This window comes from Rhodococcus sp. FH8 (genome assembly GCF_019266085.1).
Taxonomy (GTDB): domain Bacteria; phylum Actinomycetota; class Actinomycetes; order Mycobacteriales; family Mycobacteriaceae; genus Rhodococcus_F; species Rhodococcus_F qingshengii.
Map to the genome: position 1 here is coordinate 156,500 of NZ_LPNQ01000057.1, position 24,515 is coordinate 181,014.

Below are 24,515 nucleotides of genomic sequence, written 5' to 3' on the forward strand. Positions count from 1 at the left end.
TGTCAGATATTGGGATCAAGCAAGAGTTGCATGCCAAACAAGAGCCGCAGCCAGCGCACCTGCACCGTTCAACGACCAATGCAGAGCAATCGGCGCAATGAGGCTGCCGCTGCGATGACGAAGCCAGGTGAATACGAGACCGGCCGCAGCGGTGGCGAGAACAGCTCCGAGGATGCCGGCGACCTGGCCGACGACTCCGGTACCGAGAAAGCCGGACAGCCCTTCGTTACCACTGGTCAAACCCATCGACGACGCGATGTGCCACAGTCCGAACATCAGAGAACCGGCAGCGGCGACGCCGCGGAATCCACTGACCCGGTTCAACGTGCCGTGCAGGACGCCACGGAAAGCCAACTCTTCGGGAATGACGGTCTGCAGCGGGATCACGATCATCGACGCGACGATCGCGCCGGAAATTGTGGCGTAGCGATCCGCCATGAAGAAAGGACGTGTGAGCGGAAGCAACGCGCCGACGGCGACAACCGTCAGGACCAGGCCGACGGCGGCAAGCGCGTACTTCGAACCTCGCCGCAGGTCACGAGGGGACAGCCCCAATTCCGCCCACCCCATTCCCCGGCGCTTGGTGAGCGCCAACAGGACGAGAGCAGAGATGGGTACCGTCGCGATGCTTGCCCAGGCGGTGGTGAAATGCGCGATCAGATTGGTTCCCACCAGCACCACGATCACAACAGCGATATCCACGTATGCATGCATCCGCGGAAAACGAGGAGCGGTCGCTTCGATCTCCACTGGAGCGATCTCCACTGGGCCGCCGCTCGTTAGCTGAAAGTTCACTTTGCCCAGTGTACCGGCGCACGAGAACTGCCCGCCACTGTTTGCGAACACGCTCACAGTGACGGGCAGGTCCCGAAACAGCTCTGATCAGGCGCCGAGCGTGCTCGCAAACTTCGGAACGGCGTTGTCGATTGCGTAGGTCAACCCCGGTACCGAGCCACTCGAGAACGCATTGACGAGTGCCGGGTCATCGAGGATCAACAGATGTCCCTCCTGAGCCGACGGGATTGCGCGCAGTAGCGGATCGTTCGCAAACGCACTGCTGTCGAGGAAGATCGGAAACAGCACCGTGAGATCCGCGTCGAACAGGTTCAGGTTCTCGTTGGCGACCGGGATGTAGAAGTTTCCGGTGGCTTTTTCGGTGATCGCCGTCGGGATCGTGAAGCCGAGGCGGGTCATGAAGTCTGCGCGTGCGTCGCCGGGTACGTACGCGCCGTAACCGTCGGAACTGTAGGCGCCGACCGCCGCGGTCTTGCCCGCGAAGTTCGGATTGGCGGCAATCGCGGCGTCGAACTTGGCGTTGAGGCCGTCGAGTAGCGCCTTGCCTTCCGATTCTTTGCCGAGTGCCTTGGCGACGAGTTCGGTCTGCTGCTCGACCGTCGTCCCGTAGGCCGTGGCGAGACCTGGAGGCGGCCCGACCGTCGGCGCGATGGCACTGAGCTTGTCGTAGGTGGCCTGCGTGTTGTCGCTTCGCGTCCACAGAATGAGGTCCGGTTCGAGCGCGATGACGTCTTCGACGCTCAAGTCCATCGTTCCGAGGATCTTCGGGTCCGTGGTGAACTCGTCCGCAATCCAGGGTCCGACGCCCTTGCCACCGAACGCCATCCAGTCCGCGACACCGACCGGCTGTGTTCCGAGGGCAAGTGCCGTCTCGGCGTCCGACCAACCGAGCGCAACGACGCGCTGCGGGTTGGCCGGGACCTCGACGTCACCGAACATGGTCGAGACGGTTGCTCCCGCCTCCGCGGGTGCGTCAGCGCTGTCGCTGCTGCAGCCGGCAAGTCCGGCGACGGCGAGCGAGGCCGCCAAGGCGGTGACTGCAATCTTCATTCGAGAGACTTTGATTCGCATGGTTACCAGCACTCCTCCAACGCTCAGCGAGAATTAGGGAAGGCTAGCATCAGCTAACGAAGGCTGTCGCCCATCGGCCAGATCGTGTTCAGGACGCCTCTGCTGCCCGTTCGAGCTCCGCGATGTCGATCTTCTTCATCTTCATCATCGCCTCCGTGGCGCGTTGCGCCTTGGCCCGATCCGGATCCTTCATCAGTTCGAGAAGACGATTCGGGACTACCTGCCAGGACAATCCGAACTTGTCCTTGGCCCAGCCGCACGGGCCCTCTTCCCCACCCTCGGTCAGCCGGGACCAGTAGTGATCGACCTCAGCCTGATCGACGCACGGAATCTCGAAAGACACTGCTTCCGAGAACGTGAACATCGGCCCGCCGTTCAATCCGGTGAATCGCTGACCGCCGAGTTCGAAGCTGACGGTCATCACCGAGCCTGCCGGCATTCCGGAGGGCGATCCCTCGACGTACCGTTCGATTCCGAGTATCTGCCCGGAACCGAACACCGAGATGTAGAAGTTGGCTGCTTCTTCTGCTTGGTTGTCGAACCACAAACAGGGAGTGATGGAAGGCATGTTCTGTCCTTGTCGGAGAGGTTACGAAACAGGTGTACAGGGTTATAGACCCGACCCGAAACGAAAACTCATCGCCAGGAACTGCTCAAGCGGACAACGCAGATTCGAGCATCGGCCAGGAACGAACGAGTTCGTCGCGCCAGTACGGCCAACCGTGCGTCCCCACCGGCTGAGCGCTGCGGGTGACATCGACTCCGCGATCACGCAACACCTGAGTGATCTGGTCGGTGCACAGGTTCGATCCCAGTTCCATGACCCCGCCGACGACCAGTACCCGGCCCAGGGCAGGAGTATCGAGAGTTTCGTGCGGACCTGGTAGTCCCGATCCCGAGGCGAGATACACCTTGGTGCCGCGCAGCTTGTCGGCATTGGCGAAAATGTCGTGCTCTTGCCAAGCCTCGCTGCCGGCCGGACCCCACATCTGCTCCGAACGGGCATTTCCGTTGATGACCACGAGATCGGTCAACGCCTTGCCGAATCCTCCGACGGTTGTGTAGCAGCCGCTGTAGCCCGCGACCGCGTCGTACAACCCGGCCGAGCGTTGGGCCAGGATCAGAGCGGCTTCTGCACCCATCGAGATCCCGCCGATTGCGTTGTGCCCGTTGGTGGCGAACCTCGTGTCGATCAGTGGGGGAAGCTCTTTCGTCAGGAACGTCTCCCACTTCAGACGACCGAATTTCGGGTGGTCTTCCTGCCAATCGGTGTACATGGTGCCGGTTCCACCGATGGGGAGTACGACGTTCACATTCTTGTCGGCAAAGAACGGGACGATATCGCCGTTAGCCGGGGCCAACCAGTTGTTCTCCTCGATCTGCCCGGAATTGCCGTCCAGGAGATACAGCGTCCCGCGCGGTTCCGAGCGGTCGGCAGGAAGCAGCACTTTCACCTGCATGGTGCGCCCCATGGCGGGACTCGCGACGTCGAGAATCACCAAGCGCGAAGACAGTTCGGTGGCGCTCGTTATCCGGGGAGTCTCGTCGGCGAGCGCGGCCGAAGGCGGCGCCAGTACTGAAATCAAGGCGAGCGCGCCTACGAGAACGACGCTTCGAAGACTTGCTCGTTGGGGCCTCACACGCCGAGCGACGCGGCGATCATCGGCCACGAGTCGTGTAAGTCGTCTTCCCAGTATCCCCATGAATGCGTTCCTGCCGGCTTGAAGTTGTAGCGAATCTTGTTCATACCCAATGCGTTCGTCCTGTCCGCAAGCTGGGTGGTGCAGTAGTTAGTTGCCGCCTCGATTCCGCCACCGAGAACAAGCTGCAACGCCAAATCTGTGACGTCGTTGCCGATCCGCGGATCGGCAAGTGTGTCGTACGGACCCGGAATTCCGGTTGCGGTTGTGATGTACATCGGGATTCGAGGTAGCTTGTCCGCGTTGACAACCGGATCGTGAGCCGGCCAACCCGGACCATCGTACGGACCCCACATGTTTTCCGCGTCACCCCCACCGACGGCGACCACGAGTTTCACGAAGTCCTGCCCGATGCCCGGACTCGTCATCGCGCACCCGCTGAAGGACCCGACACTCTTGTACAGCGCGGGCGCCGCCATAGCCAGATCCAGTACCGACGTGCCTGCCATCGACAGGCCTGCCAGTGCGTTCTCGCCGGTCGTCCCGAACGTCGAATCAATGACTGGCGGTAGTTCTTCCGTCAGGAACGTGGTCCACATGTTGACCCCGTTGTTGTTGCCGGATTTCGCGAGGCCGGGGTCCGGCCGCTCCCAATCGGTGTAATAGCTGAATGCTCCACCGAGAGGGGTGACCACGTTGACGTGCTTGTCCGCGAAGAACTTCGGTGCGTCGGTCCGCACCGACCACGTCGCGTCGTCTTTTCCTCCGTCTACTCCGTTGAGTAGGTAGAGCGTCGGAGCAGGCGTCGAAGTATCAGCCGGCCGCAAGACCTGCAACGGAATGTCGCGCCCCATCGACGGTGAGTACACCGAGATGTCGACCAGCCTGCTGTCCGCCGACTGAGCGTGACCTGGCGCTGCGAGGAACTGGAGCCCACATACTGCCGTGGCCAACGCCACGAAGACACGGAAAACCGTTCGTAACGCACGAGTCTCGATCATCCGGGTCACTCTCTTCGGCAGCGGAACCTTTCGAACGGTACCGCCTGAAACAGGCAAACCCGACATGATCGGAAAAACTCGATCCGGTCGACACGGAAAGGCTCACGCACCGAGTGCGTGAGCCTTCCTCGTCAGACGACGCTTACTTGGGCGTAACCGTGCCGCCGCTGAGCTCGGTCAACGCATTGAAGAATGCGGTGCCGACGCTGTTGACAGCCGTGACGACGTTCCCCACGATTTCGATGGAACCCATGAAAACTCCTACAGTTGTTTAGGTCTCGGTAACCCGAGCGGAAGTTGTGCGACAGAACAGTCCGATTCCGGCGAGCGGAATCAGCCGAGCGGCTTGAGGCTGCCCGTGTTCGCCTGAACCGAACCGATGAAGGTTTCGAACAACTGGTCGCCGGCACCAAGCGAGCCCATGCCCTTGAGTGCAAGTTCGACGATCGACATCAGTGAACCCATGTGAATCTCCTAGAGAAGTCAGAGGTCAGCTGCCAAAAAGCACCCGACAGTGCTGTGACAGCTGCGTCACATCTGTAATGTATCCGTGACGTGGGTAACAGTAATCATACGAACGACCAGTTGGCAAAGGATTCCGACAATGGGGTCATTATTTCGACTAATAAGGTCTGCTACTGAAAAAATTCCGGCCAATCGGTCGAATTTGACCAATTCTGTCGCCGCATTGATCAACCGCCCCAAATCCTGCGGTTACCCACCAGTAAACTGAAATCATGTCTAGCGCAACCTCACTCACGCAGGTAGCTAATTTCCGGTGGCACCGCCATCAACTCGACCGAGCGGTTGCCGGTGACGCCAATCACAGCGATTGCAGCATTCTCGATCTCGGGATTCAGAACACCGGACCTGACGGAGCCGCCTGGGCCCTGCGGATCCGCGGCGTCCGCGGCGACGCCACTGAGCTCGCTCTTGCCTGGACGTTGCGCGGAGCTCCCCACTATTACCGTCGGGGTGACCTGCCTGCCATCGCCGTCGCCACGTCGCCGTTCAGCGAAGCCGATGCAGCCAAACGCATTTACGACGCGAATCGGCCCCTGAAGGCCGCCGGCATCCCGACGCTGACTGCCCTGCAAACAGTTGCTACTGCGATGCGGGATATCGTCTCGAAACCAACCGTCAAGGGCGAGATGTCCGCGCAGTTGACCAACCGAGCGACCGAGCCCTATCTGAGATTCTGCCGCCCGTGCAATGCCACTCATCTGTACGAGATGCCGTTCCGGCTCGCGGCACTCCAGGCAGGCCTCGAGCTACAGCCGAACACATCTCCCCCAGTGCTCGAACGCATTCCGGGTTGGCGCCGACGCCCATTCAGCGCCACAGGCGCAGACGCAGATTCCCGCTTCGACGTGATCCGGGGTTATCTGCGGTTCTACGGCCCCGCCACTCCTGCTCACGTCGCGTCGTTTCTCGATGCCCCGGTCAAGGATGTCAAAGCCCACTGGCCAGTCGATGCCGAGGAGATCGAGGTGAACGGCGAGAAGCGGTGGATTCTCGAACAGGACCGCGAAGACTTGTTCGGCTCCCCCACCGATTCGAGTACGCGCTTGCTCGGGCCTTTCGATCCGTATGTACAGCTCAAGGATCGGGAGACCCTGGTTCCCGATCCGACCGCCCAGAAGACGGTGTGGCCGACCCTCGGGCGACCGGGCACGGTGGTGGTCGGTGGCACGATCACCGGATTGTGGCGACCACGAGCATCCGGAAAGAAGCTGAAGGTCGCGATCACCCCGTGGGGAACGTGGTCACGATCGGCCCGCGCAGCAGTGGCCGAGCAGGCCGAAATACTTGCCGAATTTCGCGGCGTCGAGCTCTCCGAACTGGTCGAAGTATCTTGATCGAGCCAGTGGCATCCGGATAATTCCAGCTCACACCCGCCCCGATTCGGAGAAGGAAACCCCCAACGATAACCTGAATGCGACCTTCGCACGCACCCTTGTTCAGGAGAGATGATGGCCGACTTCCTCTATGAGGACCTGTTGCCGATCGGTGATGACACCACCGAGTACCGATTGCTCACCACCGAAGGGGTGACGACAGTCGAGGGACCGGACGGCCGCACCTTCCTGCAGGTCGAGCCGGAAGCGATGCGCTTGCTGACCGAAACGGCGCTGCACGACATCTCTCATTACCTGCGCACGGATCACCTGACGCAGCTCGCGAGCATCCTCGACGATCCCGAAGCGTCGAACAACGACAAGTTCGTCGCGCTCGATCTGCTCAAGAACGCCAATATCGCCGCTGCCGGCGTTCTGCCGATGTGCCAGGACACCGGAACCGCCATCGTCATGGGCAAGCGTGGACAGCATGTGCTCACCCCCGGCGACGACGAGAAGTCCATTGCCCGCGGTGTCTACGACGCCTACACGCGTCTGAACCTGCGCTACTCGCAGAACGCCCCCATCACGATGTGGGACGAGAAGAACACCGGCAACAACTTGCCCGCGCAGATCGAGCTGTACGCCGATACTGCTGCCGGACATGAGAACTCGTACAAGTTCCTCTTCATGGCCAAGGGCGGCGGAAGCGCCAACAAGTCCTACCTGTACCAGGAAACCAAAGCGATCCTGAACCCCGACTCGATGATGCAGTTCCTCGAGGCGAAGATCCGCTCACTCGGCACCGCGGCCTGCCCGCCGTACCACCTCGCGATCGTCGTCGGCGGTACCTCGGCCGAGTTCGCGATGAAGACGGCCAAGTACGCGTCCGCGCACTACCTCGACGAATTGCCCACCGAAGGCGCCATCACGGGCCGCGGCTTCCGCGATCACGAACTCGAGAAGAAGGTCTTCGAGCTCACGCAGAAGATCGGCATCGGCGCACAGTTCGGCGGTAAGTACTTCTGCCACGACGTCCGCGTCGTTCGACTCCCCCGCCACGGCGCTTCGTTGCCCGTCGCCATTGCGGTGTCCTGCTCGGCAGATCGACAGGCGAAGGCCAAGATCACCCCGGAGGGCGTGTTCCTGGAACAGCTCGAATTCAACCCGGGCCGTTTCCTGCCCGAGGTCACGGACGCTCAGCTCGACGAAGAGACGGATGGCATTTCGGGTACCGGCAAGGGCGCTGCGGTCAAGATCGATCTGACCAAGCCGATGTCGGAGATCCTGGCCGAGCTCTCCAAGCACCCGGTGAAGACTCGTCTCTCCTTGACCGGTCCGCTCGTCGTGGCACGCGACATCGCGCACGCCAAGATCAAGGAACGCCTCGACGCAGGCGAAGAGATGCCGCAGTACCTCAAGGATCACCCGGTGTACTACGCCGGCCCCGCCAAGACGCCCGACGGTATGGCATCCGGTTCGTTCGGCCCGACCACGGCCGGCCGTATGGACTCGTACGTCGAGCAGTTCCAGGCCGCCGGTGGCTCGATGATCATGCTCGCCAAGGGAAACCGCTCCAAGCAGGTCACCGACGCCTGCAACTCGCACGGCGGTTTCTACCTCGGATCCATCGGTGGACCGGCCGCTCGCCTGGCGCTCGACTGCATCAAGAAGGTCGACATCCTCGAGTACGCCGAACTCGGGATGGAAGCCGTCTGGAAGATCGACGTCGAGGACTTCCCCGCGTTCATCGTCGTCGACGACAAGGGCAACGACTTCTTTGCGCACACCGGTGAAGTGACCCTGACGATCGGTAAGCGTCCAGGCCTGTAGACACGTCAACAGCAAAGAGCCCCGGCGAGTTTCGATCGCCGGGGCTCTTTTGTGTCTTTGTCAGGTCCAGAGCGCGGCCACGAAGACGGTCACGATCGACAACCCGCCGACGACGTGTACCAGATTCGGATTGGGCTGGCCCTTCTTCTGCTTCGCCCGGGTGATCTCGGCAAGCGCCACGATGACCAGCGAAAGCACCAGCTTCACAGCGATCTTCGCGTGAATGTAGTTCTTGTCCAGGGCGCCTTCGCCCAACCCGACGATGATCAGGCCGGACACGAACTGCATCCTGGCACCCCACACCATGACCTCGGTGATCGAAGGAGCCTTGAGGACGGTGAAGTAGCTACCGACCAGGGCAGCCATGCCGAGTAGGTGAATCACTACAAAGACGTTGTATAGAACAGACATACAAGCACTTTAACTTGTACCTTGTTCTGGCCGAACGGAACTGCGACTTCTCTCAGAGAATTCCGGCTTCGGATGCGGCGGAACGATATTTCGCTGCCAAGGTGTCCACCGTCTCGTGTGCGTTGAGACCACTGGGATTGGGCACGATCCACAGTTTTGCCCCCTCGAAATCACGGTCCTGACGCCCGGCCTTCGCCTTCTTGTCACCGAAAGCTGTTCGATAGGCGGTGATCCCGGCGAAGGCAACGACTACTGGATTGGTTGCGCGCACGATGTTTCGGACCCGAACTCCGCCAGTTGCGAGTTCCTCCGACGTCAATTCATCGGCGCGCGCAGTTGCCCGCACCGCCAAATTGGTGATGCCCACTCCCCGATCGATCAGATGCTGTGTGTCAGCGTCCGACATACCCGCGGAAGGATCGATCGCATGCTCGATGATGCCTGCCCGCAGCAGTGCCGGATAGAACCGATTGCCCGGTCTGGCGAAATGCGCGCCTGTTGCGGCAGTCCACAGTCCCGGATTGATACCGACGAACAACAGCCGGCAATCCGGCCCGATCAGATCCTCGATCTCGGCGTCTCGGAACGATTCCAGTTCGGCGCGCGTGAATCCCATGCAGCCAGTACATCAGGCCGTCACGACAGCGCTTCGCGCACCTCGCCGATCGCGTCGTGCATCATCTGCTCGTACACATCGATGTCCGGAATCGAGGCCGGACTGCTGGTGATGCTGATCGTCACAGTGTCCCCGATCCCGTGTACGCCGTGGGTCAACGACATGACCGGCGACAAACTCGGGAAGCCCGCTGTGAACCGAACGACGCCGCCTCCGAGCACCAGATCCGCGTCACCGCGCGCGACACTCGACACCACGGTGTTTCCAGTGACATCGTCGGGTACTGCCGTGAAATCGTATTGCTGCACGCCCCAACGGACCAGCGGGCCGGGAACCGCGTTCAGCGCGAGATCCGACGCTGCGCTGGATGGATGGGACGCACGTGCGCGACGCTCGTCCATCGACTCCTTGATCAGTTGGGCTCGCTCACGAAGATCATCGACTTCCGGGAACAGACCGACACCTGCATTGCGGAAGTGATTGCGCGCCGTGGGTGTACCTGCCTTGGCGATGGTCACCTCAGCTCCCAATTCGGGCGGTACCGAGCCGTCTCGCTCGGTGAGGTAGTTCGCCATCGCTACCGAGATGGCTGTCATCGCTCCGACTGTGACGGATACGCCGTCGCCACGGAAATCGGCGCTGTCCCGCACGACCATGCGCACCAGTCGGTGCGGTCCGGGAGGGATGTTCGAGCGCACCTTCGGACGGCTCGCCGCCTGCGGCGCAACAACTCCCGATTCGGTGTCCGCCTGCAGCTGTAACTGCGCGCGGTGCCCCGCCCGGCCGTCGCGGAACAGCGAAACGAGTTGGCCCGGAAGGCGCAGGGCGGCGCGGCCCAGAATCTCGGCTGATCCGCTACGCCGCACGTCCGTCTTCTGCTTCGCGGGCGGTTGCGGCGAGAACAGTTGGCGAGCAATCGCCGACGCGCGTTTGCCGTCCGCCAGAGAATGAGCGACCTGCAGAACTGCGATCAGCGCCGGGCCACTGCAGCGCGGCACGCCGGTGACGCCGTGAAACAGGTGCAGCGTCCACGGGGACTCGCGCGGGTCGATGTGGTTCTCGAGTAGTTTCTCGATTCCGTGAATGCACGAGAGCCACGAGTTTTCGGGCAGCTCATGCACTCTCACCAAGGAGGCGTCGACCGGCATGGGCTCCCACACTGGATAGTCGAGGTGCCACGGCGATTCACGAATCCGAACATTGAGATCCGGAATGAGCGACGCTCTTTCCACCGCCGAGCGTCGTAGCTCGTCCATGTGCTGGCTCTGCCCGTCGAAACAGTAGAGCAGCAGCTGATCGTTCGGGATCTTCTCCGAAATCCAGAAGGTTTGGGCATCGGTGGGCGTCATCCGTAACACCGGGAGACGGTACCACCGGCTTGTCAGCTCTTTTCTGCAGCAGCTTTCAGCTGGGACAGGCCCTTCTCGAAATCCTTTCCGACAAGCTTGTCCATGCTGAAGATGAAACCGAAGATCTTGAAGAACAGATTCTTCTTTCCGGTCATCTTCCACGTCACCTGAACTTCACCGGAATTCGGCGAGATGAGAAACGTGGTGACGTTCTGCGCCTTGAACGGCTTGAGGAAGGCCAGGTCCAAAACTACTCGTTCATTCGGGACGGATTCGGTGATCACCATCGAACCGGAGCCCGCCTTCTTGTTTCCCGCCCAGGCGTACGAAGCCCCGACGCCCGCGTCAGGCCCCGCGTACGTCCGCTGCATCGCCGGGTCGAGACCTTCCCACGGCGACCACTGAGTCCACTGATGGAAATCGTTGATCAACGCGAAGACGACCGGTGCTTCTGCCTTGACGATCGTCGTACGTTCTACCAGGAATTCGTTGGAATTCTGCGAAGCCATCGTCGATCTCCAATTCTCGGGCGTGACAAGTGTTCGGAATTATCCACGGTCGACGAGATCGGAGCGAGTCGACACTCAGTCCCGCAGGCACAGGCAGAAATAGTGACCGACCGGGTCGCGGTACACGCGGAAAGTCTGATGCTCCGGAATGTCGGTCACCCGCTGCGCTCCAAGGTTCGTCACCCAAGCCTCGGCGGGGTCGAGAGAATCCACGAACAGATCCAGATGGATCCCGACACCGGAGGTCGGCCAGTCCACCGGAACGAAATCCGGAGCGAGCTGAAACGCGAGCCGCTCCCCGCCGGGTCCTTCGATCACGTGCCAATCATCCTCGTCGCGAACACTTTTCCACTCGAGGACCTGGACGTAGAAGTTGGCCAATGCAGCCGGATCCGGGCAGTCCAGGACTGTGTAGTCCATGCCGATGTTCGGGCGCGTCACTGTGCCTTCTTCTCCTGAACTTTCTTACGCACGAACAACAACGGAAGAACCAGCGTCGCAACGGCGGTTACCAGCCACACGACGACGGTTCCCAGAATCCACGTCGAGACACCGGAGATCGACAGATTGGAGAAGAGCGACGCCACCAACAGCGCGACAAATGTCGACACCAATCCGATTCCGCCGAGAAATGCCGGTGCATGGCGCTTTGCCACCGTGGCGATGAACGGCGCCAGGACCGACTGCGCAATCGCAAAGATCACGACCGCAACGATGAATCCGGATGTGGGCGCCGAGAAGCCCGAAAGAATCAACGACGCAACTAGAAGCCCGACAGCGGCAGAACCCAGGAAGATCGCGGCGCGAATCAGGAAGCTGATCATTTGTTGATCCTATATGTCGGATATCGAGGAGAACAGATATTCACAATCCCAGAGATTCCTGCACCTCTCGCAATGTCCGGGCAGAAGATCGGAGCCCCGAAGCCTCCATTTTCGATAGCGGTACTTCGAGGACTCGGCCGGCACCAGCGCGACCAACCATCGTGGGAAGGGACAGGCAAACGTGCTCGAGTCCGTGGACGCCGCTCTGCAAAGTCGATACCGGCAGAACCCGTTGTTCGTCCCGCAACACGACTTCCGCGATGAATGCGCTCGACAATCCGATGGCGAGGTTGGTCGCGCCCTTACCCTCGATGATCTCGTAAGCACTCTCGACTACAGACTTCGCTACTTTCGCGCGTAGGTCGGGGCCGAGGACGCCACCCGACGGTCCCACGAACGAGGTTGCCGGCACTCCGCCGATGGTTGCGCTCGACCAGAGCGGAATCTCGGAATCCCCGTGCTCGCCCACGATGAAGGCATGAACGTTCTCCACCGCGACTCCGAGTTCGGTAGCCAGCAGGAATCGCAATCGGGCCGTGTCCAGCACGGTCCCAGATCCGAAAATTCGGCCGCGGTACGACGGTCCCGCGGCCTGGATCGCTGCGTAGGTCGCCACGTCGACCGGGTTGGTGACGAAGAGAAGGACCGCGTCCGGTGACACCGCCAACAGTTGTTCGGTCAGTGTCTGCGCGATCTTGACGTTCACCGCGGCAAGTTCGAGCCGCGACTGACCGGGATGCTGTTTGGCGCCCGCGGTGACGACGACCAAGTCGGATCCCGCGGTGACCGAGATGTCATCGCCTCCGTCGACAGTGCACGGCGGTGTGAACTGGGTGCCGTGGTTGAGATCGAGAACTTCGGCCCGGACCTTTGCGCTGTTGGTGTCGTAGAGGGCGAGCGCGTCGGCCGATCCGCGTATCAGGCACGCATACGCAATTGCGGTGCCGACGCTTCCCGCACCGACAACGGACACTTTTCGTCTGGATGAACGATTCGGCGTCGTCATGGGTAAATGGTGCTCGCTCGATAACGATTTCGCAGTACAACGGATTGCCAGTCTCTTCTCAGGGTTTGGATGCAGACCTCTCAGAATCGACGTGGATGATCGCTGACATGGCTGAGGTAACCGTTCTTGCAGTTGGCGGCACCGGCGAATCCCACGTTGGCGACGACAGCGCCCGCGTGCTCGGACTCCTCAGCGCCGTCACCGACGAACTCGACGGTCGATTCGATTCTCGCTGGGTCGCTTATCCTGCGTCGTACGGTCCGGTCGCCGACGGCGGCCTGAGCTTTCGGCACAGCACCGCGATGGGTGTGAAGGCCCTCACCGCCGAAATCGCACAGACAGACGGCCCGGTCATGCTGATCGGTTACTCACAGGGATGCACCGTGATCCGCTCGGCTCTTCCGACGCTGAACCGCGCCAACATCATCGGAGTCGGACTGATCTCCGATCCTCAACAACCGGCAGGCGTGATCGAAGGTTGTGAGGGACACGGAGTTGCCGGCGACGGACCCGATATCCAGCCGTGGATTCCGGTCAAGTGGATCGGGCACCCGCAGGACATGATCTGTAATGCCAGCGACGACAGCTACATTCGCGACATCGCAGACTTGACGCGCTGGATGTCCTTCTCGCAGGCACGCGTGTGGGCAGGAAAGGTTTGGGAACTACTTCGTAGCAATGCTTTCCAGAATGCGCAGAAGACTCGTTTCAGTCCCAAACAGTGGCGTACCGATCTACGACGTATTCGCACCGCGTTCCTCGAAGTACTTGGTTACCTGCCGACGAAGTTGAACCTGAACCGATTTCAGCTCAAGAACCCTCGCGGCGGTAGACACATCAGCTACGCGATCGAACCTCTCGACGAGAGCGGACTGACCGGGTGTGAGCTTCTGGCGTCGTGGATGAAGGTCCACGCGAGCGGCGTCGGGCAGCGCATTCACGCGGCCTGACCTTTACCGTTAGTTTACCTAACGAACCCCGGCGAGCCATTCGACGCCTCTACGTTCCTTTCATGCAACTGAGCAGAATATTGTCGTGTGCCGCCGTGACCGTCGCACTCCCCCTCACCGCCCTGGCGGCCCCGGCCGGCGCATCGCCAACCGGCAGTCTCGACTGGTCCGGTTCGTTCGGTAGTTCAGCACCCCAGCCGGTTTCGACGTTCGACGTCCAAGCCCACCGCGGCGGGCTCGGCCTGTACACGGAAAGCAGCCTGGCCGCGTTCGCGAATGCCCTCGAAATGGGCGTCAGCACACTGGAACTCGATACCCAGATCACCGAGGACGGGATCGCTGTCGTCACGCACGATCGTAAGATCTCGAACAAGAAATGCCTCGACACCGAGCCCGCAACTGCGGGTGACCCGGAGTTCCCGTACGTCGGCAAATTCGTCAACACGCTGAGCCTGCAGCAGATCAAGACCATGGACTGCGGCACTCTCCCCCTTGCCGGATACCCTGAACAGCAGAATGTTCCGGGAGCGAAAATGCAGACGCTCGAAGAAGTGCTTGCCCTGGTGAAGTCGTACAACGCACCCGGAATCAAGCTCAACATCGAGACCAAGGTGGAAGCGGGAGCGCCTCACGAGACCGCCCCGCGTGAGCAGTTCGTCTCTGTAGTCCTCGATACGATCCGGGCAGCCGGATTGTTGGACAGCGTCACCATTCAGAGCTTCGACTGGGGCTCGCTCATGCTCACCCGTCAACTCGCGCCGAGTGTCCCCGTCGTTGCGCTCACAAACGGCGACTTTCTCCAGGTAGGCAAGGACGGAGCGTCACCGTGGCTCGGCGGTCTGGACATCGATGATTTCGGTGGCGACGGCATCGCGGCGGTAGCAACCTTTGGTGCCTCCGCCTACTCCCCCGTCCAAGGAACTCCGCAGGGCGGAAAGGTCGGGGATCCCGGTTTCACCCTCTATCCGACAGCCGACATGATCGCGAGCGCACATGCGCGTGGCATGAAGGTCATCCCGTGGACCGTCGATGATCCCGCCACCATGCACGCCCTGATCGACCTCGGTGTCGACGGGATCATCACCGACTACCCCGATCGTCTCCGAGCCGTTCTGGCCGAGCGAGGCATGCCACTACCTGCACCTGCGGTCAAGAAGTAGCCTCCACCGCGCACCGAAGCAGGTACCTGAACAGGTACTACGGCCGATGTCCCCAGGGTCCCGTCGGCCGCATCCTGGACAGGTACTTGCTCGGGTGATCGGAGGTGAATTCTGATGATGTCTTTGAAGGATCAGTTGGACAACTGCGAATACCTACTTGCCGACGCGGAAATGGCCGGCGACTGGAATGCGGTCCGGCGATTCAGGGAATACCGGCTCGGGCTCGTTCGACAACTGTGCAGGCAAAGGGCCGCCGGCCTCTGCGCCTAGAGGCCCGACCTCAACCGTATCTGAGCTGGTCCCTCTGGGCGGTTACGATCCGCCGTCGCCCGAGTCACAGTCGGGTGCTCTCACCAATTGAGCTACAGAAGGTATGGCCCGCAGTGCTTTTCGACTGCGATCTTTCTCTGCCGAACCATACGGGCCCGCATCTCGTCCGCGCTACTGATTTTCGAGTAGACGATCTACACCGACCACCGCTGTGAGTTCGGTTTCCGCGTCCCCGCGGGGACGTCCCCGTCGGAGGCCACACCGAATCACCGCTGACCAGTAGTCGATGGGATGATGACCTGCGTGTCCATGTCCCCACCGCTGCCCGTCAAGAACGGGGTTGGCCCGACGCGCCTACGCATCCCGCTCTCTGGGCCGTGGGCGACGATCGCCGAGTACGTCGTAGCCAAGTTCGACCATCTGGACGCCGAGAACCTGTATCGGCGGTTCGACGACGGCGAGTTCGTAGATACCGACGGCCACTCGATCTGCCTGAACACAGAACTCAGCGCGCACCGGTTCGTCTGGTACTACCGTGAGTTGCCGGCGGAGGACCCGGTGCCGTTCCACGAGGAGATCCTGCACACCGACGACAATCTCGTCGTCATCGACAAGCCACATTTTCTCCCGACCACTCCGAGCGGGCGATACCTGCGTGAGTCGGCGCTCATCCGCCTGCGGGTTCGTCTCGACAACCCAGATCTGATCCCGATCCATCGACTCGACCGCGGCACCGCAGGGGTGGTGATGTTCTCGGCCCGCCCCGCGACGCGCGGCGCGTACCAGTCACTGTTCGAGAAGCGTCAGGTCACGAAGGTTTACGAGGCGGTGTCGGCGCGACCGTCCCGGTGGGGCCAGGATGCACCGGGGTTCGCCGAATCCGACGGTCCCCTCGTTTACCGCAACCACATCGAAGCACGGCGTGGCGAGTTGCGGGTCCTCGTCGACGACAGCCGTGAACCCAACTCCGAGACCATGATCGAGGCGCGAGGGACGGGCGTGAGTGCCTCCGGACGTGCTGTGCTGCACACGGTTCTACGTCCGCGCTCCGGACGGATGCACCAGTTGCGGGTGCATCTGGCAGCTCTCGGCGCCGGGATCCTGGGCGACCGGCGATACCCCGACCTGCTTCCCGACGCCCCGGACGATCATTCTCTCCCACTCCAATTGCTCGCGAGGGAACTCGAATTCACCGACCCGTTGTCGGGGAGAGCGCGGCGGTTCGTCACACGTCGGACGCTGAGTGAGATGCCCGCCGTGTCTGACTGCTGAGCGCCCGCCTGCCCTCTGAGCACTCAGGCACCCTGCTCGAGATTCTCGTGGCTAACCCGCGATCCCTCGTGCCCTGGGTCCACCTCGGTCACTGAGCAAAGAAGGTTGAGCGCTGGCAGTACGCCCACCGGCCGCGGCTTTTGGTTTGGTCGCGGCGATCAAACGCCTTCCATGCAGCGTTTTCGACCACACGATATGCGGTCAGTAGAACAACGAGCGATTCATCAGCAGACATTTTCGCCGAATACCCTCGGACCGCAGCAGCTCTCGCTGCCCGCGAACACGACTGGACCCAAGGCTTCGCCTACTTGATGGACGACCTCAACATCTCCCCGAACCAGCTGTACAACGTCCGATGCCTCCTAACTGCGGCGATACGCAAACTCAGCAACGAAAGGGAACTCGGTTTCACGTCAGGACCTCACGTCGCCCACCAGACGCTCGCCGAAGCCCTCGTTGCATATCTTGACTGAGTCCCTCTGGGCGGTTAAGTCCCGCCGCCGCCCGAGCGACAGTCCGGGGCTCACACCAATTGAGCTACAGAAGGTATGGACTGTAGCTCTTCGACTGCGGTCTTGTCTGTCCAAGCCATACGGATCCTTGGTAGTCCGCGCTACTGGTTTTCTGACCCCGCATGTCGCGGGGTGGTTGCGGGTCGCCCGATCCAACCCAGATCCACGCGTCCCCGCGGGGACGTCCCCGTAAATGTCACCGAAACCGCCGGAGCAGGACGCTATGTTGTCCACCACACTCAGATCGATGTCTTGAGCGCCCACCGAACGGAATGATCGGGAGACAATAGTTTTGATGCCACATCAGAAATCACCCAGTCGACAACGACTGGGCGGTTTTTCACGATGGACTCGCCAACCACCTAACTTCGATGGCGACCGACAACGTATTGACTTCCACTGACACTAAGCACCAGTTAGCGCCAGATGACCTTCGTGGATCCAGTTCCTAACGTGGAACAACCGCGATATTTCGCACCAGGGTCATCTCGAATGTCTCCCCAGCCTCTCGCCGCTGATTCCCCCCACCCCGTGAGAAACTGCTTTGCCGGTCTCGGCTTGATTGCCGAGCCGTCAACCTGAAAATCCCGGCGACAATGGGGTACCGGCGTTCGATGTGGATAGGAAGCTGTGCACAACTCATCGACTGGCAGTCTTGACCGTCGCCACATCGCGCGACCTCCTTGGGTGCACCTACCTGCCGATGCCAGCACCCGGCTCGGAACTCGCCGTCTGCTGTCGAGAGCACGATCTCGTCGTCCCTGATGACGGCCACGAGTCCGTGGTTGATTCGGGCGTTCAGGTCACGGGTAGCTGCGCAACGGGCGATGAAGATCGACCGCGAGGACGCTGTTGATCTTGACGTAACCCCCATCAAATGACCCGCAGTCCATGAGATTCCCTCCGCCGTAACCAAGTTCGTGAAAGCCTTCGTCTCATGGCTGGACGTAAACGGCATGCGCTGAACAGATCATCCGCAATCTACGCAGGAGACGAACTCGCATCCAAAGGCGCCGCCCTCAAGAAAATCGCCCGAGCGCGATTCGAAGTGCAATGTAGGACCTCATATTCCGTACAGCACTGGACCTCAATCCGGTGCAGTGTAAACGGGACTTCCACCTTTGGCGTGTCAATCGGTAATTAGTCGAGCAGTCGGGTATGCGCGAGAACGACCAGTGCAACCACCTTTGCGGTCAGGTCCTCGCTAGATCGAACATTCTCGAACCGCAACTGACGAGCGCCATATGCGAGCACAACTGCCCAGTACTCCCGAGTAGAAGCTCTGCGCTCCTTCATCCAAGCTAACACCGACGCGCACCATGCCGGCGATAGGGATCCTTGCGCAAATGACGGCTCACCGAAGTGCTCCGAGATCCCTTGGACAGTGGGCCAGTCGCTACGAAAGGGCGAATCGGGATGAACCCAACTCGACATCAACAGGACCGCCGGATCTCGGAGCGCACTGGAAAACTTGTTTTCATCTGAGTCGATCAGCACCGGAGATCCGTCGCATACGAGGACGTTAGCGGCATGCAAATCAGTGTGACTCATCACCGTCGAAGTGGTAACCCATAGATCTGGGGAAGGCGTACTCAGCCCGATAGCCAAAAGCTCCCGTGCAAAAACATCCCAATGAAGGATCTGCTCCACAAGTTCGCGAAGTGGGATCGACCGAGCTTGCGATCTTTCTAGAGCATCCAGACCGATACGAAGGGACTGAACAACTCGTGCTGCTTCGAGGTCGTTGGAAGCGATCAAACTCATGAGTGAAGCGGTCGACGTACCCGCGAGCTGCAAGATGCTAACAATCGATCCGCCCATGAGTCCACGTATCACCTCGACACGACGCGCGATGCAGTCTCTAGGGAGCAGGTCCTGCAGCCCGCCTGCTGCTGGAACCGACTCACTAACTTTGGCGACAACAGCAGCGATTGGGCCGCTTGGCGAGGCAACTTCGCAGCGCCAAACGGCCGCATCGCTCAGTCCTCCTGAAAGCGGCCGTGCCGAGATTGAAGATGCACCGTAGTGATACGCGATTCGACGAAGAACCCGTTTCTGATGATCTTCGAGTGCACCGTCTACCGAGAATTCGATCATTTCGAAGCGTGTAATCAGTTCACGGAGTTCTCGAATAAATCGTTCGAATTTGTCGAACTGCGACTTGCGCACTACCGAAACACGATTAATTCGCACAGCACCATCGTCGAAAACGAAGCCAGTCCCTTCCATTGACTCCTGAGCATGGTCAAAATCTGTGAATCCACTAAAGACGATCACGCGTGCGTCCGGGTGACTCACCGTCACGGTCCGGAAGAGCTCGTCACCTAATTCATCAACGGCCTTCTCGCCGATACGCATAGGAAGCTTGCGATCAAGGACGAAAAGGTCTATAAGCGCGTCGGCTGAATCGAGAAAGTTCAGCGCTTCTTCTAGCGACTCAAAGGTTATTAGTTCATAGCCAGCATCAACAATTGTCGATGATACCTCCACTAGTTGCTGTTTGTCATCGTCGACCAGGACCGCGAGTGGGTTGCTCAAGTGTTTCGCCCTCCAGTAAGAGTGAAAGTAGCAACTCCGCTACGTCCAGCAATCTTGAATCCATACCCGAGTTTTTCTGCAGCAGTCTTGATTAGCGATACGCCGATTCCTTGGTGCCCGCTTTTCGAGGAAATTCCGGTTGTTTCGACGTCTCGGACATCAAACTGAGTGCCCGCAAATGGATTAGAGATCCTCACCCAGAACCTATCGCCTACGACACTCCAACTCACTTCAATTGATCGCGGCTCGTCCACCTCTAGAGAGGCATCGATAGCGTTCTGGTATGCGTTTGCCAGCAGGATCTCAAATAGGCCCAGGTCTGTGTGAATAAGTGCCGGGCGCCCAGCGAGATCAGGCGCTGGAATAAACATGGGCTCAGCCGTCATGTCTGGCCAGCATTCGCGCAGAGTTCGTTCCAAACCACATTCGACCAGATCCAGATCGGATCCCTCGCGAATCAGAGCAATGAGCGCGTCGATTCGACGCTCCAGTCGATTCACCGCATCACTGGTCGAGCTTCGTTGGAAATGGGCGATCTCTCGCCCACCTGCCTTGCGGATCCAACCGATTGGCGGCGAAAGTTCATGCCTGATTAAGCGAGCAAGCTCAGGAATCTGCCTTTGCATCAGTGAAGATTCTTCGCCCGAGGGATTTGAAGATGCTGAATCCGTGAGCGTTTCTCGTGCAGCCAGGACATCGTTGAAGACTTGCCGGATTTGGGGCACGGACTCTCGCTGCATCGCGCGCATGAGCACGCGCACCTGCACCCCGTCGGGATTTGATTTGATCCACGCAGCTGCTCGTAGTCTCGCTGAGGGCGAACTGGAGTTCAGTGACTCATCAAGCCAATCGGGCGGCGAAGCAGGTCTATTCATTTTGACCATAGAACCGAGCCCGACGATCGAATGCTTCGCGTCCGCCCTCCATAATCGTCGTGATCGACGAAACTACATTCGGCGTGTCGAATGCACCAGAGTCACGAACCTGACCATGCTGGCCGTCGCTCGCGAGAACGAAGACTCTGCCCGCCGCACCTAGAACCGGGACATTCGCATTATGAGTTGCGACGATTGTTTGAACCTGGTCGGCGGTTCGCTGGTTCATCGCAGAAACCACGTGATCGACCAGATACGCATTGTCAAGATGGTCTTCGGGCTGATCAAGAATTAAAGTGCGCTCTCTCTCCGACAATACGATCGGAAGCGTAACAGCACACTTTTGACCGGCTGACAGGTTGTCAACGCTCTTATCGACCGCGCCATCGCGCAACAAGAAGTCGACGTTGTCCTTGAGTTGAACCTTAGCCAGGCGCTCGACCCCTTCCGCTGAATCGAGAACACCAATCACACGAGCACTTTGCTCCTGAGTGATATCACCAGCGGAGGCTAGTCCGTCGATGTCGTGCGACTCCACCATTTCCAGTAGCATCCTGGGTAGTACGCGTGCTGAAAGCGAGTCGATGAGCGCGGCCCTGGTATGAGTTCCTTTGAGATACTCGGTCAGAACATCGCGGAGTTCAGACGAGTCCGCGAGATGCTCGACAGCGACGACAATATGACTGTCAATTTGACGGGACGTCGATTCAGCCACGGATTCCCGGGCGCGAAATAGGCCTTCTTCTTCGGCCTCAACCAGCGCAAATGCCGATTCGCGTCGTTTGTTCAGAGATTCAAGTTCTCTCACCAGAGTAGCTATTCTCTTGTCGTTATCATCGAGTTCTCGTAGCTGAGCTTCGATATTGCGGACCTGAGCCGTGAGCTGTCCGAGTCCGGCTTCTGCTTGCTCCAGTGTCTCCCTCAAAGGCGCAGCAGTCTCTCGAAGCTTTGCTTCCTCGGCTGTTGCATTTACGATATGCCCGGAGACATCCGAAGCTAGGACTCGAATTGTGCGCTGCAGGCCTTCCACGCCCAACCGAACTGCATCGAGATTCGAAGCCATGGACATATCTTCGGCAATGAACTCAGTGTGAAGCGTTTCAAGCCTCGCAAGGGTGTTCCGCGCTGAGTCGACCGCTTCTCGCATCTGACCTACTAGCTCTCCAAAAGACTGGAGATTCGAACTCGTTCGAGTGATCGCCGTGGAACGCGCCTCAACGTCACGCAGGGCATCCCTCTGGGATGCGAGCGGCCCTTGCGCATCACCGACAAGTGCTTCCTCCTGCGATCGATAGATCTGCCTGTCGGCTTCCAGACCGGCACGCTTAAGCGACTCCTCTTCAGACTTACGCAACTGACGGCGAAGTTCGTACATTTCGCGTGAGAGCGTGCCGAGGTTTTCGCGCGGCTGATCTACCGAGTCTTGCCCTGCGCGAAGATCAATCAGCTTCAGTCGGTTGGCAGCATCAGATGCGATCTCTTCTAATTCGCTCTGACCAAGCACCAATACGGAATGAGATAGATCACGGTCCCGTCCTCGCCCTTTGGCATCGACGATGACCTGCGTTGCCCCAGCGTCATCTTCGAGGTCGACGATCACTTCGCCGACTCCCAAAACTGCGGTTAGGAACTGCTCGCGTTGCTGTCGCTTTTGCTTGTCGGCATGTTCAGCGCCTAACGCGTGTCGCAGCAGTTCAAGCAAAGTCGTCTTTCCCACACCACGGGACCCGATTACGACGTTCAGCCCACGGACGAACGACACGTCCAGCCCATTGAGGAAGCCACCATTAATTCTGAGCCTGGAAATCCACATCCGTGTGCCTTTCGTTTGGTGCTGGAGGCGCCGCTTGAGGATACAAGAGGGCCGAGACGCGGAATCAACCCCGATGAATTTGGCGAGGAGGTTCTGCATCTCGAATGTTCACGGAGTCCATCGCAATCCGGCTCGACAGCGACCTCCCTGTCAGCGCCGCACTGTTCGGCGGCTACCGGATGCCCTTGGATATCGACAACACACAAGCCCAACGACCCTTTTCGCACAAGCTTTTCAATGTCGGTCGCACCGAACCGCAGCGAGCGGACCGCGCGTCCATGACTACGGACTAGCCACCCGAATATTCTTGGAGCTCAAATACTTCGGATTCAGCAGAAGTGAACAATTGACGAAGCCGCTGTTGGCATCTTCTCGACTTCATCCGAACCCGGCCCAAAGCCGGCCAGTCGTACCCTCCGAGGCAGACACTGTTCATCTCTTCGAACCGTGGCTCCTGGAGTTTCACCAGTCGTACGGATACAATTGGCACGCTCCTAGACGTTGAAGCGGAACTCGACCACATCGCCGTCGGCCATGACGTATTCCTTGCCCTCCATGCGGACCTTGCCGGCAGCCTTGGCTGCGGCCATGGAACCCGCCTCGACGAGGTCGTCGAAGGACACGATTTCAGCCTTGATGAAGCCACGCTCGAAGTCGGTGTGAATGACGCCGGCAGCCTGGGGAGCGGTGTCACCCTTGTGGATGGTCCAGGCGCGAGCTTCCTTCGGACCAGCCGTCAGGTAGGTCTGCAGTCCGAGGGTGTGGAAGCCGGTGCGAGCGAGAGCGTGCAGGCCGGGCTCGGTCTGACCGATCGAGTCGAGCATTTCCTGGCGATCTTCCTCGTCCAGCTCGAGCAGTTCCTGCTCGACCTTCGCGTCGAGGAACACGGCATCGGCAGGGGCGACGGAAGCGCGCAGTTCCGCGATCTTCGCCTCGTCGGTGAGCACAGACTCGTCGGCGTTGAAGACGTACAGGAAGGGCTTGGTGGTGAGCAGGCTCAGCTCACGAAGCAACGAGAAGTCGAGCTTGTCCTTGACGCTGAAGAGCGTCGTGCCCTCGTTGAGGAAGGCCTGAGCCTTGAGTGCCTCGTCGTGGGCCGGCTTGAGCTCCTTGTTCTTGCGAGCTTCCTTGTCCAGACGCGGGAGAGCCTTCTCGAGAGTCTGCATGTCGGCGATCACCAGCTCGGTCTCGATGACCTCGATGTCCGAGGCCGGGTCGACCTTGCCGTCGACGTGGATGACGTCGTCGTCGGCGAAGACGCGAACTACCTGGCAGATGGCGTCCGCTTCACGGATGTTGGCCAGGAACTTGTTACCCAGGCCTGCGCCCTCGGACGCTCCCTTGACGATGCCGGCAATGTCGACGAACGACACGGTCGCGGGGAGGATGCGCTCGGAGCCGAAGATCTCGGCGAGCTTCTGCAGCCGCGGATCGGGCAGCTCGACCAGACCGACGTTGGGTTCGATGGTCGCGAACGGGTAGTTCGCTGCCAACACGTCGTTGTTGGTCAGTGCATTGAAAAGGGTGGACTTGCCGACGTTGGGCAGTCCGACGATTCCGAGGGTAAGGCTCACGGTCTGTGGATTCTACGGCCTCGCGGCGACGTGACGGGTACTCGCCCCACCGTCACGTCGCGGCAGGTGATCAGTTGTAGGTATACGAATCGACGGACGACACGATCGCAACCAGGAAGATCACGTAGAACGCGATGAACAGCACCCAGCAGATGACGGCTATCAGGAGCGAAATCTGCCCGAGCTTCTTCACCCGCTCGGACGCGTACTGCGCGCCCTGGTGATCGCCCATCGCCCACTTCGGGTAGATGTCGTGGAGATGGTTGAACGCGGCGAACGCGATAGGCCAGAAGAAGATGATCGACGCGACGGCCCATCCCGCGTTGGACTTCGGCGGACCGTACTGAGGCGCCGCGTACGTGGGAGCGGCGCTGTACTGCTGGGTCGCGCTGTACTGCTGACCGGTCGGATACTGGTGTCCGGCTGAGTACTGCGGGTCGGTCGGGTACTGCTGGCCCGTCGGATACTCCTGGCCTGCTGAATATTGCTGACCGGCTGAATACTGCTGGCCCGCCGGATACTGCTGTTCCTTCGGATACTGCTGCTCCTTCGGATCCTGCGGGTCGGTCGGATATTGCGGTTCGGTCATCATTCCCCCAAAGTGTCGGATTCGGTTCTCTATCGCAGAACCTAGTGGAGACTTACCGCTGCCGTGTCA

Annotated in this window: 24 protein-coding genes and 2 tRNA genes; 6 read left to right on the forward strand and 20 right to left on the reverse strand. The window is 60.1% G+C overall.

Annotation, left to right across the window (positions count from 1 at the left end; genetic code table 11):
• Positions 1-15: 15 nt before the first annotated feature.
• The 6 genes from ATN38_RS03380 to ATN38_RS32585 form a co-directional block, all read right to left on the reverse strand.
• Positions 16-714 (reverse strand): CPBP family intramembrane glutamic endopeptidase, encoded by a 699-nt coding sequence (locus tag ATN38_RS03380; protein ID WP_051720844.1) that lies wholly within the window; start codon positions 712-714, stop codon positions 16-18.
• A 168-nt stretch (positions 715-882) separates the two neighbouring features.
• The gene (locus ATN38_RS03385; RefSeq protein ID WP_256931553.1) at positions 883-1,845 is read right to left on the reverse strand and encodes an iron-siderophore ABC transporter substrate-binding protein; all 963 of its coding nucleotides are present in this window, start codon (positions 1,843-1,845) and stop codon (positions 883-885) included.
• A gap of 109 nt (positions 1,846-1,954) precedes the next feature.
• Positions 1,955-2,434, reverse strand: coding sequence for a VOC family protein (locus ATN38_RS03390; protein ID WP_218747582.1), 480 nt, complete (start codon positions 2,432-2,434; stop codon positions 1,955-1,957).
• A gap of 85 nt (positions 2,435-2,519) precedes the next feature.
• Positions 2,520-3,452, reverse strand: coding sequence for an alpha/beta hydrolase family protein (locus ATN38_RS03395; RefSeq protein ID WP_230691681.1), 933 nt, complete (start codon positions 3,450-3,452; stop codon positions 2,520-2,522).
• Between the two features lie 50 nt (positions 3,453-3,502).
• Positions 3,503-4,507, reverse strand: coding sequence for an alpha/beta hydrolase family protein (locus tag ATN38_RS03400; protein ID WP_047270332.1), 1,005 nt, complete (start codon positions 4,505-4,507; stop codon positions 3,503-3,505).
• Positions 4,508-4,840: 333 nt separating this feature from the next.
• Positions 4,841-4,972 (reverse strand): hypothetical protein, encoded by a 132-nt coding sequence (locus ATN38_RS32585; RefSeq protein WP_256931554.1) that lies wholly within the window; start codon positions 4,970-4,972, stop codon positions 4,841-4,843.
• Positions 4,973-5,244: 272 nt separating this feature from the next.
• Between ATN38_RS32585 and ATN38_RS03405 the strand changes: the two genes are divergently transcribed.
• A complete protein-coding gene (locus tag ATN38_RS03405) occupies positions 5,245-6,366 on the forward strand; it encodes a winged helix DNA-binding domain-containing protein (RefSeq protein WP_047270331.1) in 1,122 nt (373 codons plus the stop codon).
• A 114-nt stretch (positions 6,367-6,480) separates the two neighbouring features.
• Positions 6,481-8,178 carry a fumarate hydratase gene (locus ATN38_RS03410; protein WP_042449188.1) on the forward strand — a complete coding sequence of 566 codons (1,698 nt, stop codon included), beginning with the start codon at positions 6,481-6,483 and terminating at the stop codon, positions 8,176-8,178.
• A gap of 60 nt (positions 8,179-8,238) precedes the next feature.
• Here ATN38_RS03410 and ATN38_RS03415 read toward each other — a convergent pair whose 3' ends face one another.
• The 7 genes from ATN38_RS03415 to ATN38_RS03445 all read right to left on the reverse strand — a co-directional run bounded on the left by ATN38_RS03415 (position 8,239) and on the right by ATN38_RS03445 (position 12,893).
• Positions 8,239-8,589 (reverse strand): hypothetical protein, encoded by a 351-nt coding sequence (locus tag ATN38_RS03415; RefSeq protein WP_003945214.1) that lies wholly within the window; start codon positions 8,587-8,589, stop codon positions 8,239-8,241.
• A 52-nt stretch (positions 8,590-8,641) separates the two neighbouring features.
• Positions 8,642-9,205: a mismatch-specific DNA-glycosylase gene (locus ATN38_RS03420; protein WP_003945221.1), complete on the reverse strand. Its 564-nt coding sequence runs from the start codon at positions 9,203-9,205 to the stop codon at positions 8,642-8,644.
• 20 nt (positions 9,206-9,225) lie between these two features.
• Complete coding sequence (locus ATN38_RS03425; protein WP_218747583.1) at positions 9,226-10,554, reverse strand: WS/DGAT domain-containing protein; 1,329 nt, start codon at positions 10,552-10,554, stop codon at positions 9,226-9,228.
• A 32-nt stretch (positions 10,555-10,586) separates the two neighbouring features.
• Positions 10,587-11,063 (reverse strand): SRPBCC family protein, encoded by a 477-nt coding sequence (locus ATN38_RS03430; protein WP_007726321.1) that lies wholly within the window; start codon positions 11,061-11,063, stop codon positions 10,587-10,589.
• Positions 11,064-11,138: 75 nt separating this feature from the next.
• Complete coding sequence (locus tag ATN38_RS03435) at positions 11,139-11,504, reverse strand: VOC family protein (protein WP_064113484.1); 366 nt, start codon at positions 11,502-11,504, stop codon at positions 11,139-11,141.
• The gene (locus ATN38_RS03440; RefSeq protein WP_003945275.1) at positions 11,501-11,887 is read right to left on the reverse strand and encodes a phage holin family protein; all 387 of its coding nucleotides are present in this window, start codon (positions 11,885-11,887) and stop codon (positions 11,501-11,503) included. The genes ATN38_RS03435 and ATN38_RS03440 overlap by 4 nt, the downstream gene beginning before the upstream one ends.
• A gap of 40 nt (positions 11,888-11,927) precedes the next feature.
• Positions 11,928-12,893 carry an L-lactate dehydrogenase gene (locus ATN38_RS03445; protein ID WP_047270326.1) on the reverse strand — a complete coding sequence of 322 codons (966 nt, stop codon included), beginning with the start codon at positions 12,891-12,893 and terminating at the stop codon, positions 11,928-11,930.
• Between the two features lie 107 nt (positions 12,894-13,000).
• On the opposite strand from ATN38_RS03445, the gene ATN38_RS03450 reads away from it, so the two are divergent.
• Together ATN38_RS03450 and ATN38_RS03455 are read left to right on the forward strand one after the other, a co-directional pair.
• The gene (locus ATN38_RS03450) at positions 13,001-13,843 is read left to right on the forward strand and encodes a PE-PPE domain-containing protein (protein WP_256931555.1); all 843 of its coding nucleotides are present in this window, start codon (positions 13,001-13,003) and stop codon (positions 13,841-13,843) included.
• A 62-nt stretch (positions 13,844-13,905) separates the two neighbouring features.
• On the forward strand, positions 13,906-15,003 hold the full coding sequence (locus ATN38_RS03455; RefSeq protein ID WP_172827019.1) for a glycerophosphodiester phosphodiesterase family protein: 1,098 nt from the start codon (positions 13,906-13,908) through the stop codon (positions 15,001-15,003).
• 296 nt (positions 15,004-15,299) lie between these two features.
• Here the strand turns inward: ATN38_RS03455 and ATN38_RS03460 are convergent.
• Positions 15,300-15,375: transfer RNA gene (locus ATN38_RS03460), tRNA-His, on the reverse strand.
• A 189-nt stretch (positions 15,376-15,564) separates the two neighbouring features.
• Between ATN38_RS03460 and ATN38_RS03465 the strand changes: the two genes are divergently transcribed.
• A complete protein-coding gene (locus ATN38_RS03465) occupies positions 15,565-16,545 on the forward strand; it encodes a pseudouridine synthase (RefSeq protein WP_218747585.1) in 981 nt (326 codons plus the stop codon).
• Positions 16,546-17,019: 474 nt separating this feature from the next.
• On the opposite strand, the gene ATN38_RS03470 is transcribed toward ATN38_RS03465, so the two are convergent.
• From ATN38_RS03470 to ATN38_RS03485, 4 genes are all read right to left on the reverse strand, one after another.
• Positions 17,020-17,092: transfer RNA gene (locus ATN38_RS03470), tRNA-Asp, on the reverse strand.
• Positions 17,093-18,197: 1,105 nt separating this feature from the next.
• Entirely contained in the window at positions 18,198-19,595 is a 1,398-nt protein-coding gene (locus ATN38_RS03475; RefSeq protein WP_218747586.1) for a phosphotransferase, read from the reverse strand.
• Positions 19,592-20,344, reverse strand: coding sequence for a GHKL domain-containing protein (locus tag ATN38_RS03480; protein ID WP_218747587.1), 753 nt, complete (start codon positions 20,342-20,344; stop codon positions 19,592-19,594). Before ATN38_RS03480 ends, ATN38_RS03475 begins: the two co-directional genes overlap by 4 nt.
• Before the next feature lie 118 nt (positions 20,345-20,462).
• Complete coding sequence (locus ATN38_RS03485) at positions 20,463-22,382, reverse strand: AAA family ATPase (protein WP_218747588.1); 1,920 nt, start codon at positions 22,380-22,382, stop codon at positions 20,463-20,465.
• A 5-nt stretch (positions 22,383-22,387) separates the two neighbouring features.
• On the opposite strand from ATN38_RS03485, the gene ATN38_RS03490 reads away from it, so the two are divergent.
• Positions 22,388-22,576: a hypothetical protein gene (locus ATN38_RS03490; protein WP_218747589.1), complete on the forward strand. Its 189-nt coding sequence runs from the start codon at positions 22,388-22,390 to the stop codon at positions 22,574-22,576.
• A gap of 201 nt (positions 22,577-22,777) precedes the next feature.
• Here ATN38_RS03490 and ychF read toward each other — a convergent pair whose 3' ends face one another.
• On the reverse strand, positions 22,778-23,857 hold the full coding sequence (gene ychF / locus ATN38_RS03495; RefSeq protein WP_054188760.1) for a redox-regulated ATPase YchF: 1,080 nt from the start codon (positions 23,855-23,857) through the stop codon (positions 22,778-22,780).
• A 70-nt stretch (positions 23,858-23,927) separates the two neighbouring features.
• Positions 23,928-24,446, reverse strand: a complete 519-nt coding sequence (locus ATN38_RS03500; protein WP_374104613.1) for a CD225/dispanin family protein — start codon at positions 24,444-24,446, stop codon at positions 23,928-23,930.
• Positions 24,447-24,515 lie beyond the last annotated feature (69 nt).